General features: G+C 63.9%; 12 protein-coding genes, 1 tRNA gene and 1 pseudogene. 4 read left to right on the forward strand and 10 right to left on the reverse strand.

Going from position 1 to position 15,313, the window contains the following annotated elements; genetic code table 11:
- Positions 1–201: 201 nt before the first annotated feature.
- From glgB to IOC69_RS06520, 8 genes and pseudogenes are all read right to left on the reverse strand, one after another.
- Positions 202–2,397 carry a 1,4-alpha-glucan branching protein GlgB gene (glgB, locus tag IOC69_RS06485; RefSeq protein WP_290542728.1) on the reverse strand — a complete coding sequence of 732 codons (2,196 nt, stop codon included), beginning with the start codon at positions 2,395–2,397 and terminating at the stop codon, positions 202–204.
- Positions 2,398–2,411: 14 nt separating this feature from the next.
- Entirely contained in the window at positions 2,412–4,856 is a 2,445-nt protein-coding gene (locus IOC69_RS06490; RefSeq protein ID WP_290542729.1) for a glycogen/starch/alpha-glucan phosphorylase, read from the reverse strand.
- Between the two features lie 64 nt (positions 4,857–4,920).
- Positions 4,921–5,787 carry a DMT family transporter gene (locus IOC69_RS06495; RefSeq protein WP_290542730.1) on the reverse strand — a complete coding sequence of 289 codons (867 nt, stop codon included), beginning with the start codon at positions 5,785–5,787 and terminating at the stop codon, positions 4,921–4,923.
- 222 nt (positions 5,788–6,009) lie between these two features.
- Positions 6,010–6,085 (reverse strand) — tRNA-Phe (locus IOC69_RS06500).
- A gap of 150 nt (positions 6,086–6,235) precedes the next feature.
- A complete protein-coding gene (locus tag IOC69_RS06505) occupies positions 6,236–6,406 on the reverse strand; it encodes a small ribosomal subunit Rsm22 family protein (RefSeq protein ID WP_366935502.1) in 171 nt (56 codons plus the stop codon).
- A gap of 12 nt (positions 6,407–6,418) precedes the next feature.
- Positions 6,419–6,725 (reverse strand): annotated as a pseudogene (locus tag IOC69_RS06510) (transposase); the annotation flags it as partial.
- Between the two features lie 328 nt (positions 6,726–7,053).
- Positions 7,054–7,908 carry an NmrA/HSCARG family protein gene (locus IOC69_RS06515; protein ID WP_290542731.1) on the reverse strand — a complete coding sequence of 285 codons (855 nt, stop codon included), beginning with the start codon at positions 7,906–7,908 and terminating at the stop codon, positions 7,054–7,056.
- Complete coding sequence (locus IOC69_RS06520) at positions 7,905–8,750, reverse strand: alpha/beta hydrolase (RefSeq protein ID WP_290542732.1); 846 nt, start codon at positions 8,748–8,750, stop codon at positions 7,905–7,907. Before IOC69_RS06520 ends, IOC69_RS06515 begins: the two co-directional genes overlap by 4 nt.
- Positions 8,751–8,827: 77 nt before the next feature.
- On the opposite strand from IOC69_RS06520, the gene IOC69_RS06525 reads away from it, so the two are divergent.
- Positions 8,828–9,433 (forward strand): TetR/AcrR family transcriptional regulator, encoded by a 606-nt coding sequence (locus IOC69_RS06525; protein WP_290542733.1) that lies wholly within the window; start codon positions 8,828–8,830, stop codon positions 9,431–9,433.
- 77 nt (positions 9,434–9,510) lie between these two features.
- Here the strand turns inward: IOC69_RS06525 and IOC69_RS06530 are convergent, their stop codons facing one another.
- Together IOC69_RS06530 and IOC69_RS06535 are read right to left on the reverse strand one after the other, a co-directional pair.
- On the reverse strand, positions 9,511–10,296 hold the full coding sequence (locus tag IOC69_RS06530; RefSeq protein WP_290542734.1) for an SDR family oxidoreductase: 786 nt from the start codon (positions 10,294–10,296) through the stop codon (positions 9,511–9,513).
- Positions 10,297–10,372: 76 nt separating this feature from the next.
- Positions 10,373–11,407 (reverse strand): MBL fold metallo-hydrolase, encoded by a 1,035-nt coding sequence (locus IOC69_RS06535; RefSeq protein ID WP_290542735.1) that lies wholly within the window; start codon positions 11,405–11,407, stop codon positions 10,373–10,375.
- Positions 11,408–11,523: 116 nt separating this feature from the next.
- Here IOC69_RS06535 and IOC69_RS06540 point away from each other — a divergent pair, with 116 nt between their 5' ends.
- The 3 genes from IOC69_RS06540 to IOC69_RS06550 all read left to right on the forward strand — a co-directional run bounded on the left by IOC69_RS06540 (position 11,524) and on the right by IOC69_RS06550 (position 15,134).
- Entirely contained in the window at positions 11,524–12,090 is a 567-nt protein-coding gene (locus tag IOC69_RS06540; protein ID WP_290542736.1) for a TetR/AcrR family transcriptional regulator, read from the forward strand.
- Between the two features lie 763 nt (positions 12,091–12,853).
- Positions 12,854–14,110 carry a peptide antibiotic transporter SbmA gene (gene sbmA / locus IOC69_RS06545; RefSeq protein ID WP_290542737.1) on the forward strand — a complete coding sequence of 419 codons (1,257 nt, stop codon included), beginning with the start codon at positions 12,854–12,856 and terminating at the stop codon, positions 14,108–14,110.
- Positions 14,111–14,348: 238 nt separating this feature from the next.
- Positions 14,349–15,134: a MipA/OmpV family protein gene (locus IOC69_RS06550; protein WP_290542738.1), complete on the forward strand. Its 786-nt coding sequence runs from the start codon at positions 14,349–14,351 to the stop codon at positions 15,132–15,134.
- Positions 15,135–15,313 lie beyond the last annotated feature (179 nt).

Genomic DNA, 15,313 nt, shown 5'->3' on the forward strand with positions numbered 1-15,313 from the left:
GCCTTTGTCCACAGATTCCGATGCGGAAAGAAGCCCTCATCCGGCCTGTCGGCCACCTTCTCCCATCGCGTACCGCGACGGGAGAAGGGAAAATTGACATGGCACAAGACACGCCGCCGCCATATGCGATTCGCCTCCCCTCTGAGGGAAAGGGCTTACTCACTTCCCCCTCCCCACAAGGGGGAGGGAAACACGCAGTCCTTATCCCTCCTGCATGAAATACAAGGTTGCGAGCGGAGGCAAGGTCAACATTGCCTGGGCCGGCTTGCCGTGGAGCGGCCGGGGCTCCGCCGTCACCGCCCCCATGTTGCCCATGCCGCTGCCGCCGTAAACCTGCGCATCCGTGTTGATGGTCTCGCGCCAGCGCCCGGCCGCCGGCATGGGCAGCGCATAACCGGTGCGCGGCACCGGCGTGAAGTTGCTCACCACCACCGCGATGGGGTGTCCCCCGCCCGAATGGCGCGCCCAGGCGAAGACGGAGTTTTCCCGGTCATCCGCAATCAGCCACTCGAAGCCCTCCGCCTCGCAGTCGCGCGCATGGAGTGCGGGTGTCCCGCGATAGACGTGGTTCAGGTCGCGCACGAGTGACTGCACGCCCTTGTGCGGCGCATGGTCCAGCAGGCCCCAGTCGAGGCTTCTCTCCTCCGACCATTCGCCCCAGGGTGCGAACTCCTGCCCCATGAACAGGAGCTTCTTGCCCGGGTAGCCCCACATGAAGGCATAGTAAGCGCGGAGCGTTGCGAATTTCTGCCAGGCATCGCCCGCCATTTTGCTCAGCAGCGATCCTTTGCCGTGCACCACCTCGTCGTGGGACAGCGGCAGCACGAAGTTCTCCGAGAAGGCATAGAGCAGGCCGAAGGTCAGCTCATTGTGGTGGTGCCTGCGGTGAATGGGCTCGCGCCCGAGATAGGACAGCGTGTCATGCATGAAGCCCATGTTCCACTTCAAGCCGAAGCCGAGGCCCCCGGCATTGGTGGGCTTCGACACGCCGGGAAACGCGGTCGATTCCTCCGCGATCGTCACGATTCCGGGGTTCTGGCCATAGGCCTCATGGTTCACGCGCTGCAGAAATGCGATGGCCTCCAGGTTCTCGCGCCCGCCATGTTCATTGGCAATCCATTGGCCCTCCCTGCGCGAGTAATCGCGATAGAGCATCGAGGCCACCGCGTCGACGCGCAGGCCGTCGATGTGATAGCGCTCGAGCCAGAACAGCGCGTTGTTCAACAGGAAGGACGCCACCTCGCGCCGCCCGAAATTGTAGATTGCGGTGTTCCAGTCCGGGTGGAAGCCCTGCCGCGGGTCTTCGTGCTCGTAAAGCGCCGTGCCGTCGAAGCGCGCGAGGCCATGTTCGTCGGTCGGGAAATGCGCCGGCACCCAGTCGAGGATGACGCCGAGCCCCAGGCGATGCGCGCGGTCAACGAAGCGCGCGAAGCCGGAGGGATCGCCGAAGCGTGAGGTGGGCGCATAGAGCCCCGTCGGCTGGTAGCCCCAGGACGCGTCGAAGGGATGCTCGCTCACGGGCAGCAGCTCCACATGCGTATAGCCCATGCCGGCCACATAGGGGATCAGCGTATCGGCGAGCTCGTCATAGCTGAGGAAGCCCCCATCGTCCCGGCGCCGCCACGAGCCGAGGTGAACCTCGTAGATCGACATCGGCGCGCGGCGCTGGTCAACGCCGCGGCGGCGGTCGAGATGGCTCTTGTCGTCCCAGGCGAAATTGTCGGTGCGCGCCACGCGCGAGGCGGTCTTGGGCCGCATCTCGGCGGCGAAGCCGAAAGGGTCGCTCTTCAGCGGCAGCAGCCTGCCTGCGGGGTCGAGCAGTTCATACTTATAGCACTGTCCCTCATGCGCGCCGGGAATGAAGATTTCCCACACGCCGGTATCGCGGCGCTTCCGCATCACATGGGCGCGCCCGTCCCAGCGGTTGAAGTCGCCGGCCACGGAAACGCGCGAGGCATTGGGCGCCCACACCGCGAAGTGCACCCCCTCATGCCCCTCATGCCGCATCGGGTGGGCGCCCAGCCGGTCATGAAGCCGGAGGTGGTTGCCCTCGCCGATATAGTAATCATCGAGCGGCCCCAGCACGGGCCCCAGCAGATAGGGGTCGATCACCGTCCAGCCGCCGCCCGCATTGCGGGCGAAATAGCCGAGCGCCTGGCGGCCCGAAACCGGCAGCGGGCCCTCGAAGAAGCCCGCCCCGTGCCGAAGCGGCAGCCGGGCCAGGCGCTTGGCGTCCCTGTCGAGGACGTCCAGTTCCTCCGCCCCCGGCACGAAGGCGCGGACCACCCATTCCGTGCCGGACTGGTGCAGGCCCAGCACCGCGAAGGGGTCTGCGTGTCGACCCGATACGATGGCCTCGACCTCGGCTGCGGGCAGTGTCCAGTCCGGGTCGGCCATTGCGCGTCCTCTCCTCAGCCGGCCGGCACGCGCCAGATGTCGCGGGCATATTGGCGGATCGTCCGGTCGGACGAGAACCAGCCCATGTTCACCGTATTGAGGATCGCCTTCTCCGTCCAGTCCCGGCTCCGGCGCCACACGCTGTCGATTTCGCGCTGGGTCGCGGCATAGGCGTTGAAGTCGGAGGCGATCATGAACCAGTCGCCATGGGTGATGCTGTCGACGACCGGCCGGTAACGGTTGGCGTCACCCGGCGAGAACACGCCGGACGACAGTTGGTCGAGGACATTCCGAAGCTCTCCGGCGGCATCCAGAAGTGCAACGGCATCAACACCAATGCGACGTCTTTCATCGACTTCCGCAGCCGTCAGACCGAAGATGAAGATGTTGTCCGCGCCCACATGCTCCAGCATCTCGACGTTGGCGCCGTCGAGCGTGCCGATGGTGAGCGCGCCGTTGAGCGCGAACTTCATGTTGCCGGTGCCCGAGGCCTCCATGCCGGCCGTCGAAATCTGCTCGGATAAATCGGCAGCCGGAACAATGACTTCGGCGAGGCTCACCGTATAGTTGGGAAGGAACACGACCTTGAGCAGGTCGCGCACGTCGGGGTCGTTGTTGATGGCCTGGGCCACGTCGTTGATCAGCTTGATGATGAGCTTGGCCTGCGCATAGCCCGCGGCCGCCTTGCCCGCGAAAATCTTGACGCGCGGCGCCCAGGGCCTGTCCGGGTGCGCCCGGATCGCGTTGTAAAGTGCTATTGTTTCCAATATGTTAAGCAGCTGGCGCTTGTATTCGTGAATGCGTTTCACCTGCACGTCGAACAGCGCCGCGGGATCGACCTTTATCCCCATCCGCGCCGAGATCAGGTTCGCCAGTTCCTCCTTGTTGTGCCGCTTGATGGCGGCGAAGCGCTGCTGGAAGGCGGCATCCGCGGCATGGCTTCTGGCCTGTGTCAAAACTTCGGCATCATCCATCACATTGGCCCCGGCGGCGTCGTTGAGAAGCGACGTAAGCTGCGGATTTGCCTCGAGAAGCCAGCGACGCGGCGTGATGCCGTTGGTCTTGTTGTTGATGCGCCCGGGGTAGAGTTGGTTGAGGTCGCGGAACACGCTCTGCCGCATCAGTTCCGTATGCAGGGCGGAAACACCGTTGATCGAATGCGCACCCACGAAAGCCAGCTGCCCCATGCGCAGCCGGCGCCCGTTATGCTCGTCAATCAGTGACACGGAGGCGAGAAAAGCATCGCTGCAGAAGTTGCTTTTTTGCGCATCGCCGATGACTTTCGCATTGATATTATAGATGATTTGCATGTGCCGCGGGAGCACACGCTCGAACAAGTGGACGGGCCAGCTCTCCAGCGCTTCCGGCAGCAGCGTGTGGTTGGTGTAACCGATCGCAGCCCGGGTGATCTCCCATGACTGGTCCCAGTCCAACCCATGGTGGTCGACCAGAATGCGCATCAGCTCCGCCACCGCCACGGCGGGGTGCGTGTCGTTCAGCTGGATCGCCACCTTGTCCGCCAGCAGCCGGATGTCGTCATACTGCTGCATGTGGCGGCGGATGACGTCCTGCAGCGAGGCGGAGGTGAAGAAATACTCCTGCCTGAGCCGCAGCTCCTGCCCGGCGGGCGTTGAATCTGCTGGATAAAGCACGCGGGTGATGATCTCCGCCTTGTTGCTCTCGGAGAGGGCTGCCGCGTAGTCGCCGCTGTTGAAAGCATCAAGCCGGATGGGGTCCGGCGCGCGCGCCGTCCACAGGCGGAGCGTGTTCACCCGCTTGCCGCGCCAGCCCACCATGGGCGTGTCGCAGGCGGACGCGATGAGCTTCTCCGCCGGCTTCCAGCGCCGCTGGTGGCGGTTGTTCTGGTCGATGCCGGGCGACACAGTGCCGCCGAAGCCGATCTCGTAAGCCGCCTCCCGGCGCGGGAATTCCCAGGGATTTCCGTGTTCCAGCCAGTTCTCCGGCAATTCCACCTGCCAGCCGTCGGTGATCTTCTGGCGGAACAGGCCGTGATTGTAGCGGATGCCATAGCCATACGCCGGTATGTCGAGGCTCGCCATGCTCTCCATGAAGCAGGCGGCCAGACGGCCGAGTCCGCCATTGCCGAGAGCGGCGTCAGGCTCCAGCGCCTCGATCAGATCGATGTCGACGTTGAGGCCTTCGAGCGCTTCGGTGAAGGCGCCGGTGAGCTCCAGATTGCTCATCGCGTCGCGCAGCAAGCGACCAATAAGGAATTCCAGCGATAGGTAGTAGACCCGCTTGGCCTTGGTCTGATAGGCGCGCTTGGTCGATTCCATCCAGCGGTCGATGATGCGGTCCCGGAGCGCCAGGATGGTGGCGGTGAGCCAGTCATGGCGCTTCGCCACGGCGGGGTCCTTGCCCACCGAATAGGCCAGTTTTTCAAGGATTTCTGCTCGGATGGTTTCCGGGTCGGCGCCGCGCGGGGCCGGCTTTATCATGTGTCGCTCGCTCGTCATGTCATCATCGCAGAGAAGATAAATCAGAGGGTCTGATTTATCCAGTTCAATTCTGGGTCACTGACATGGTTGCCACGCCGGCGACGATCATCGCGAGTCCCAGCCACTGCCCGGCTGAGACCTTTTCCTTGAGAAAGATCATCGCCATGATGACGGAGAGAGCGCCATAGGCCGAAATGCCGGTGCCGACGAATTCCTTGCCGGGAAAATGCCCCGAGGCATTGACGGCGATGACACCGAGCACATCGAGCCCGCCCATGACGAAAATTCCGATCCACTGGTTTCGTGTCAAAACCGAATTTTTGCCATCAAGGAAGGCGAATGGAAGCAGCACCAGCAGCGCCACGGGCCGCGACAGCCAGGTGGCGTCGACCTCGCCCACGCTGAGCGCCGCCTGCTGACCCAGAACGATGGAGGACGAATAGCCCAACACCGCCATGACGGCGAAGAACAGCAGCGCCGGCATCTTGCCAGGTTCAACCGCATTGATGCCGCCATCCGCCCCACCAGAGCGTGCCACGATGATTGCGCCCGATAGTGTCGCCCCGACACACGCCCATTGCAATGGAGTTGGATCCAAACCATTGAACACGCCCCACAGCACCGCGAGCACGGGGTAGCCGGCCGTGACCGGACCCACAAGCGAGACAGGCCCCAGACTGAAAGCCTTGAACAGCCCGCCCACGCCGAAGCCATAGGCAAAGCCCAAAAGCAGCCCGGAGAAAATGGCGGGGCCGGAAGCCTGCCAGATGGAGCCCTCCCACAGCACATAGACGGTGAGCAGGATGAAGCCCGAGACCATCACCCAGGCCGCCGTGCGGAAACCGCCCACCGCACCCGCGATCGACCGCGCGATCACGTCATGGATCGACCAGCACAGCGCGGCGAACACACCGAAAAGCACGGCAAACATGGTGGCGGATGTCCCCTCGTCAGCTCCTTGCAGGGCATTTGAGCATGCCGCGCGAAGGGCGGGAACTGCAATTCCGGAATGGCCTCCGGCGACGGCGCCCCCGGCAGGCTGCTGAAAAACTCGCCATTGCCGTTGGCTTTGTGATTTGCTGCGATTGTAAGCTTGGGGTGATTTGTGATGCGCGACCCCATACACCTCGCCCGGGGACCCGGCCAGAAAAAGTGGTGCCCAGGGCCGGAATCGAACCAGCGACACGCGGATTTTCAGTCCGCTGCTCTACCAACTGAGCTACCTGGGCCAGCCTTGTCCTGACCGGTGTATATGGAATCGTCCGGCGGCTGGCAAGCGGAACATTGGCGTATTGGCGGGTCTTGCGCCGTCCTCCCCCGCACAGCCGCAACGTCATGCCTGGTTTCGCGTGCTGTGGCGGCGCCACAATCCGGGACCCTCAGAGGGCTCCGTGACGCGCCAGCACGGGACGAGCGACGTGCTCGTGCCCGAAAGGCACGCGCGCGCCCTTGGCATGCACCTGGGCGCGGCGGCGCGGAAGCCTGACGCTGAAATGGCGCCAGTCATCGCCGGCCATCGGGCAAGAGATCGCATGGGGGCAGGGCGCCACGGGAATGGCCCCGGTGCGGCGTTTGATCTCGCCGTTGAGCCGCCCGATCGGGTTTGTCGAATGCAGCTTGGCGCGGTGGGCGGCGGGAAAGCCCATAAGGGCCAGCACATCGTGCTCTGCCGTGTCCAAGAGCGTCGCGAGTTCGGGCAGTTCGGGGCGGAGCTGATCGGCAAGGTCGCGCCACTGGATCGGGGCGGCATCCGGCGTTCAGCGGGCGATTGATCCACCGGATAAATCGCTGCTCCGCTTCACCCCGGGCAAAGGCTGTGGCGATGAAAGCGGATACGACACGCAGCCCGCTTTTGCCGGCATGGGCCAGCGGCGCAGCGATGACACGACACTCAGGAGTGGCGGGCAAAGGCCGTGGTCCGGGACGGCCGCAATCCCCTGCGGCGGCGCGCTTTGCAGGCCCGCGCCCACCGTCGGCCGCTGCACCCCAATAAAGGCAGCAGAAACACCAAACCATGATACAGGCCGGAAAGCCCGCCAAGGTCGCGCTGACGGCGCTCATGCGAAGGTTGACCAGAATGGCCAACCGCCCGTCCGACAAAACCGCAAATGGACGCGAGCAGCGGCCTGATCAGGACGGATGTTTCGGGCTGTCCGGGAAACATTCCGGCGAGTCCGGAAACGGACAGGTCGGACAGTCACATGCCACCAATCCCGTTTTTCCGAAGGAACCCCCTGAAATCAAGAGCCGTGGGGTGAATCGCACGGAGTTCTCTCTGATCGAAGGCAAATCCTGCCTCGTTATGCCAGCGCAGTTGGGCGGCGAACTCGGGCACCAGCCTGCGGAACAGCACGGCAGGCAGGGACCAGGCCTTTGGCCTTTTCCCAGTGACTTCGCGATAGGCATGCTTCATCTGGCCGACGGTCAGGGTGTCTCCGGCGAGGTTGATCTTGCGACCGGCCCAAAGGTCGGGGCTGATCAGAGCTTCGGACGCGATCCAGCCCAGGTCTTCGACCGCAAGCATCTGGAACCTTGTGTCGGGCTTCAGGCTGCCCGCAAGCACGGGAAACATCAGATGCGGCTTCATCGCGGGATTCAGCAGATTGTCCATGAACCAGACGGTTCCAAGAAGTGTCCAGTGCAGACCGCTGGCGCGGATGTCACGCTCCAGGTGCGCTTTCGACAGGAAATGCGCGGGACCGCCGGGTATCAGTCCGTCGCCCATGGTGGATTGCACGATGTGGCGGACGCCCGCTTCCCGGGCCGCCGCGATCACGGTGCGTCCCTGGCGCAGCTCGCCCGCAAGGCCCACGCCGGGGCTGTAGAAGTCCTGGACCGAAAAGACGCCCCGGACGCCCGCGAAGGCAGGCGGAAGGGTTTCGGGCCGGTCAAGATCGCCGGCAACAACAGTGGCACCCAGACCCGCGAGTGTGCGGGCTGCGGGGCTGCCTGTCTTCCTTGTCAAGGCGCGGACAGTCTGGCCCCGGCGCAGCAGGGCGCGGGCGACCGCCCCGCCTTGCTGGCCGGTGGCGCCAAGGACAAGAAAGGTCATGCTGCGGCCCTTTCCGCCAGGAAGTCGTGCAGAAGCATTGCCACGTCCCCGGGAGCGTCCACCGGCGAGATGTGATGGCCGGGAACCGGCGCGAACTGACCGTTCGGTATGCGCAGCGCCGCCTCGGCCTGACTTTCGACCGGATAAAGCGAATCAGAGATCCCGGTGATCATCAACGTTGGCACGGACACATCCTTCAACCTTCCGCGAAGCGGCACGCCGCGCAGGATGACCGACCGGACAGCCGCCGCCAGCCTGCGCCGGTCGGCCCCGGCCAGCATGGCGTGGAACCGGGCATGATAGGCCTGGTTGCGGCGCGGCATGTCGGCATCGAAAAAGCTTCTCGCCACCCCGTCGCGGAAAAACTTCCAGCCCACCATCCAACGGGCGCCGAAGGCGATCATCCGGTCGCCGAAACCTGGCCTTGTTCCGTCAATGTCCATCGGGGTGTTCATCAGGATCAGCGCCTCTGCCCGGTCGGGCGCGGCAAGCGCCACCTCTGCCGCCGTCAACCCGCCCCACGACACGCCGCCGACCACCGCGCGCCGGATGCCCATGGCATCCATGACCGCAAGCATCGCCCGACCGGCATCGGCACCGGTGAATTCCTGCCCTGTGCCAGGACTTCTGCCGTGGCCCGGCCCGTCGATCAGCACGAAGGTCGCGCTGTCTGCCAGCATTTCGGCCAGCACATCGAAGATATGGCTGTCCGTGAGGATCGAGGGCCAGAGCACGATCCGGCGCGGCCCATGGCCTGTGATCCGCACGGACAGGTCGCCCAGCGAGGTGGGCACCATACGCGCGCCTGTGGGTGTGGTCCTGGGAAGGGTTTGGATGGTCATGATGTCCTTCTGAAAGTGAACACTGATTACATACCCTCACTTGCGCCCGATGTAAACAGTGATTACAGAGTTTTGTCATGGACCTGGACGTGACCCGAAAGCCCCATCACCACGGTCGCCTGCCCGAGGCGGTGATCGAACTGGCAATCGATGCGGCGCGCGCAGGGTCAATCGACCTGATGTCGATGCGCGATGTCTCGCGGCGGCTGGGCGTGTCGCCGGCGGCGGTCTACCGCCACTTCCCCGACCGCGAGGCGATCCTGCGCGCCGTGGCCCGTGCGGGGTTCAACCTTTTGGCTGACCGCTTCGAAACCGCCGTGCCCTATGCCTCGACAGCCCCGGACGCTGCTGCCGCGCTGGAGCGATACCAGGCGCTGGCGCAGGCCTATGTCAGCTTTGCGCGTGAACACTACGGACTGTGGCGGCTGATGTTCGGCCCCTGTGGCCGCGACCCGCAGGCGCCCAAACCGGCGCGGCCTTCGACCTATGAATGGCTGGGCAAGGCGCTTGGGGAACTGAAGGCATACGGTGTGATCGCCAGTGCCACAGCCGGGGACCAGTACTTTGTCTGGACGGCAGTGCACGGGTTTTCTGACCTGCAGACCTCACCTGCCGCGACGCAATCCGCGAACGATCCCGACGTCCGCCGCCATGCGATCATGACTTTGCGGGCGCTTGGGTAGGGCGATTTGCGGGTTCGTGGGGAGCAGGCCCTGCTGCGCAGCTTCCGTTGCCCGGGCCATCGCGGTAAGGTGCGGTCTCAGGCCCCCACCGCCTGCAGACGGGTCGAGAGCGACTCTCTGGCCCAGGCCCTGCCATCCTCGCCCATGAAGTGACGAAATGGCGCATTGGGGTCACGTGCGGCATTGAGGATCGCCTCGACAACCTCGTCCGGATTGGCAGCCGCCATTGCGCCGAACCCGGACAGGACCTGGTCGCGCATTGCCTGATAGGCCGGATTCGCCGCGGCCATCGGCATGGACCCTGCAAAGCCGGTGGCGAAGTAACCCGGGTTGACGACAGTCACCCTGATCCCCAAAGGGGCAACCTCGGCCTGTAACGCCTCGCTCAGGGCCTCGATGGCGTGTTTCGTCGCCGCATAGGCCCCGCCAAAGGGCCATGAGGCGTGGCCCACCGCGGAACTGATGTTGATGATGTGGCCTGACCCCTGCGCCCGCATCACCGGCAGAACCGCCCGGACGAGCCGCATCGCGCCGAAGACGTTGGTCTCGAACACATTCAGCAGCTCGGCCTCGGTGACATCTTCGGCCCCGCCGAACAGGCCGTGGCCCGCACTGTTCAAGAGGACGTCGATCCGCCCGAACCGTTGTTCCGCCATCGCGACCGCCGCGTCCACATCCGCCGTAATCCGCACGTCCGCCGCGAGGACCAGAAGCTTGCCGATATGGCGCTTCGCGAGCGCGTCAAGCGACCCCGTGTTGCGCGCGACCGCCACGGCGCGGTCGCCGTTTTCGAGGACACGTTCCAGCACCCCCCGGCCAAAGCCGCTGGATGCCCCGGTGATGAACCAGACCTTGCTTTCCATTTTCGATTTTCCCTTGGATGGTTGTCGGGTGGATCCGGCCCCCGCGCCGGGGCCGGACGATCAGGGATGGTCGAGGTCACCAGACCCAGGGGGTCGGCACCCATTCATAGGCGCTGTCCCTGCGGGCCACATGGCCCAGCCCCGGGAAGGGGAAGTGATAGGCCATGGTCAGCGTGCGGTCCGTCGCCAGTTGATCCAGAAGTTTCGCGCGCGTGGCGGCGGCCAGACCCGGGTCCTGATCGACGATTGGCGTCCATTCCGGGTGCGCCATTCCGGTCACATAATTGTGGACAACATCGACGATGTTGATCAGCTCGGCATCGCCCGACGAAACCCGGAAGGCGACATGCCCCGGCGTATGCCCATGCGTGGCGATGGTCGAAACGCCCGGGACAACATCCGCGCCCGGCTTGACCAGGGTAACCTTGTCCTTGATCGCCGCAAGGTTGGCCTTTGCCGCGGGAAGCAGCGCCGACCTGAGCCCGTCCGGAACACCCGCCGCAACCAGCTTCGCCTCGATATCGTCCGCCGTCCAGAACGCCCATTCGTCTTCGGCCATCACGAAGGTGGCGTTGGGGAAGTTCAGCTTGCCCTCCGCTGAAAGGATGCCGCCAATGTGGTCGAAATGGCCGTGGCTCAGAACAACCGTGTCGATGGTGGAGGGATCAAGCCCCGCCGCGGTCAGGCGGGCGGGCAAGTGTCCGCCAAGCGGCCCCATCAGGCCCGCTGCCCCCGTGTCGAACAGGACGCGGTTCGTGCCGGTATCCACCAACAGGTTGTTGATGTCACCCCGTGCCAGATCACGCGGCAGGAAATGGCTTTCCAGCAGGGCTGCCACTTCCGCTTGCGGAGCATTAACGCCGGTGAAGACCGGGTAGACAGGAAAGCTTGGAGCCGGTCCGCCGCCGTCCGAAATCGAATAGGCCTGTAATGCGCCTATTTTGAACGGGTAGACGCCGACCGCCGGAGTGGCCGCCGAGGCCTCGGCAGCGGCTTTGCCGGCCACTCCCGGCAGGATGTTCGACGCAGCGGCGGCGCCGGCTGCGACGGCAAGGGTCCCGCTGGTCCGCAACAGGTTGCGGCGGCTGAGACTGGGTACAGAGCTGTGCATTGGCATAACCTTTCTTGCGTTTTAGGGACAAAAATGTATCATAGCGAAAAGTAAAGTGACCGAACACTTTGATTTTGTCAAGAACTATTGCGGAGAAAGCGATGCCACGGGTTTCCATGCGGGATGTGCTGATCGAGGCGGGCCAGAAGGTGCTGCACGAACGCGGCTATGCGGCCACAACGGTGCAGGACATCGCCGCCGCTGCGGGCGTGCCAAAGGGCTCATTCTTCAATCATTTCGGCACCAAGGAGGCCTTTGCAGCCCTCGCGCTCGAACGCTATGTGAGCGCGCGCGAGGCTGGGCTTGCCGATCTGATGGAAAACGATGGCCTGCCGATCCTGCAGCGGGTCAGGCTGCTGATCGATGCGGTGCGCGAGCGCGTCATGGCAGCGGGGGCGCGCGATGGCTGCATGGTGGGCAATCTCAGCATTGAGGTGACAGGGGCAAGCGAACCGCTGCGCCAGCAACTATCCGACTCCTTCCGCCGTTGGCGTGCGCCGCTTGCCGGAGCGCTTGCGCGGGCGCAGGCGCGGGGTGAGATCGCGCTGACTGTCGAGCCCGCCGCAATGGCCGACTTCATTCAGAACGGACTGCAGGGCGCGATGCTGCGCGCAAAGGTCGACCGGACCTCGGCCCCGATCGACCAATTCAAGATGATTCTCCTCGACCTGCTGGCCCGTTAGCGATGGCGGGATGCATGAAGGCGGCCTGCCCAGAACGAGAACCGCCGCTAACGCACTCGGCGGAAGCCTGACGCATGTTCCTGTCGCAAGAGTGGCTCCGCTCTTGCGGATCATGCTCCAGGTCGTTTCAGTGCTTGCCTATCATGGACAATTTCCAACCTGATGAGCAACTGAACGGATGAAGAATGGCCATTCCAGTCCGAAGGATTGTCTGCGGTAAACAAAGTGGCGGGCGCCCGGACGTTGTCGAAGATGGACTGCCCTCAAGGTCATCTACCGGACGGACATCTGGGCGACGTCGACCATTCCGGTTGACAACGACGATCCGTCAGACCCTACCCTGACATGGCCGGACGACAGGTCCCTGACTGTGCCCGGCGGCGCCTTCTGCTTCGTCATCGAGGCGCCGCCCAAGGAAGCTGACGCCCGACCATTCATGCACGCAACCGAAACGCTGGACTTTGTCCTCGTCATGCGCGGCAACTGAACGAGGCCGGGCGCGCATCTCCAGCGTCCGGCAAGGGGGCCCAGCGGCGGCTGTCAGGAGATCACTGTTCTTGTACACTCATGGCAGTAAAGGGAAGTTAAGTTGCGCGGCGCGCATCCCAAACCCTATGGTCCGGCCCGTCATAACGCCCTAAAGCATTTTCAGGTCAAGTGGACACCGGTTGACCGTCGAAAATGCGGCCAGACATAAAGACAGAGCAGGTTTCGATTCCACTGAACCGAAACCTGCTCTGAAGCCCGCCGCGAAAGGCCCGCCATGTTCGTTTCCTTCTTTCCCTCGCCGCGCCTGTTCTTTTCCTCCGCCGTGGCGTGGGCCTTGCTGGCGGTGCTGGTGTGGTTCTTCCTCGCGCGCGATGCGGGCGGGCTCATCGGGCTCCCCAACCCGCCGTCTGACGCCGCGCCTGTCGTGGGTGTCACCCGCTTCGTGTCGCCGTCCTTTATTTGGTTCTATCTCTATTTCGGAGGCGCGGTGGCGATCTTCACCGCGGTTTGGCGGGTCCGGGCGCCCCACCCCTATTTCAACTGGTCGGTGCCCGGCTCCGCGCTCATCATCTTCGTGCTCTATTTCATGGTCGAGGTGAGCGTCACCATCAATGACTGGTATGGCTCCTATTTCGACCTCATCCAGAAGGCGCTCGACCCGTCCACAAAGGGAACGGTGCCGGCGGCCGATCTCTATATCGGGCTTGCCGAAATCACCTCGGTGCTTCTGCTCAATATCGTGGTGGCCGTGCTCAACGCCTTTTTCACCAGCCACTATGTGTTCCGCTGGCGCACCGCGATGAATGACCACTATGTCGAACGCTGGGGCGCGCTGCGCCACATCGAGGGCGCTGCTCAGCGCGTGCAGGAAGACACCATGCGCTTTGCCCGCACCTTCGAGGACCTGGGTACGAGCCTGGTCAGCGCCATCATGACGCTGATCGCCTTCCTGCCGATTCTCGCCGGACTGTCGGCAAAGATCCCGTCGATCCCGATCCTCGGCGCGATACCCTATTCGCTGGTGGTCGTGTCGCTGGTTTGGTCGCTGTTCGGTACGGGGCTTCTGGCCATCGTCGGCATCAGGCTGCCTGGTCTCGAGTTCCGCAACCAGCGCGTCGAGGCCGCCTATCGCAAGGAACTGGTTTATGGCGAAGACGATGAGTCGCGCGCCGCGCCGCTGCCGCTCAGGGAATTGTTCGGCGCGGTGCGCCAGAACTACTTCCGGCTCTACTTCAATTATCTCTACTTCAACGTGGTGCGCTATGGCTACCTGCAGGCCGACCTGATGCTGCCCTTCCTCGTGCTCATTCCGGCCATCGCCGCGGGGGCCATCACCTTCGGCGTCTTCCAGCAGGTGCGCGCCTCGTTCGGCGAGGTGCGCGACGCGATGCAGTATCTGGTCAGGTCGTGGCCCGACATCGTCGAGTTCATGTCCATCTACAAGCGGCTGCGCGCCTTCGAGGCGGCCCTCCAGGGCGAGGCCTTGCCGGAGATCGACCGCAAGTTCCTGCAGGATGGCAAGCTGGCCTGATGCATGTTCCGGTCAGGTGGACTCACCTGATCGGGACGAACATGCGCCGGATCATATGCTTGGACATGATCTCACGGCAAAGCCGGTTCCACTCTTGCGGATCATGCTCCAGCCGAGGTCCGGGCCAGTCATCAGTCCGGCACAACCTTGGCATGATCCCTTGAGCGTAATTCGCTGTATGACACAGGTGACGTTGGCGAGAAAAATTGCTAGAATCATCGAGACTGGATGAGATGACATGATACCCTCCCGACTTGCCGTGTTTGCCGCCTGCCTGCCCCTGCTGGCCGTATTGTCGCCGGCCTCCGCGCAGGATACGGGGGAGCGCCAGTTTGTATTGGACCTGGGCGGCGGCGTCCTGGCACAGCCGCGCTATCCCGGTTCGGACGAGACCATCGCAGTTCCCTATCCGCTGATCGGCGTCAGTCGGCTCTTCGTGCCCGGCTTTGGCCAGATCGACGGGAATGACAGCGTGCGCGGGATCACGGTCTATCCGTCCTTCAACTTCATCGGCGAACGGAATTCAGCCGATTCTGAAGAACTGGAGGGGCTTGATGACGTTGACTGGGCGCTCGAGGCTGGCCTCGGCGTTTCCGCCCGCTATGACTGGATCCGCGGCTTCGTCGAGGTGCGCCAGGGCTTCAACGGCTATTCGGGCCAGGTGGCGAATTTCGGTATCGACTTCATCGGCAGCCCGACGGAGGATCTTGAACTCCGCTTCGGGCCACGCGCCGGATGGGGCTCGCAGAATTATATGGATGCCTATTTCGGCATAACCGCCAGCGAGGCCGCCGCGAGCCCGCTTTATGACCAGGCCTACAAGCCCGATGCCGGCTTCAACACGGTCGGCCTTGCGGGCTCCGCCAGCTACAATCTGACGGATGACTGGAAGCTCCACGCGCTGGCCGGCTGGGACCGGCTTGTGGGCGATGCCGGCAACAGCCCCATCGTCAAGGAAGGCAGCGTCAATCAGTATTATGCCGGTGCCGGCATCACCTACCGCTTCGCCTTCGACTTGTTCTGATCCACCAGGCGGTCCCGCTGTCCGGGTTCCCGCCCCGCAGGAGGGGAGAGGCGCGGCCCATGCGCCGCGCCGAAATTGCCGTTTGGCACCCGCATCATCGACATGTCGTCTCAGCCTGCGCAAACCTATCTGAGGACTTGCCAGACGTCGGCGGTGATGCTACGTAACTCCTACCGATT

The sequence above is a fragment of the Aestuariivirga sp. genome, assembly GCF_020252405.1.
Lineage (GTDB): Bacteria > Pseudomonadota > Alphaproteobacteria > Rhizobiales > Aestuariivirgaceae > Aestuariivirga.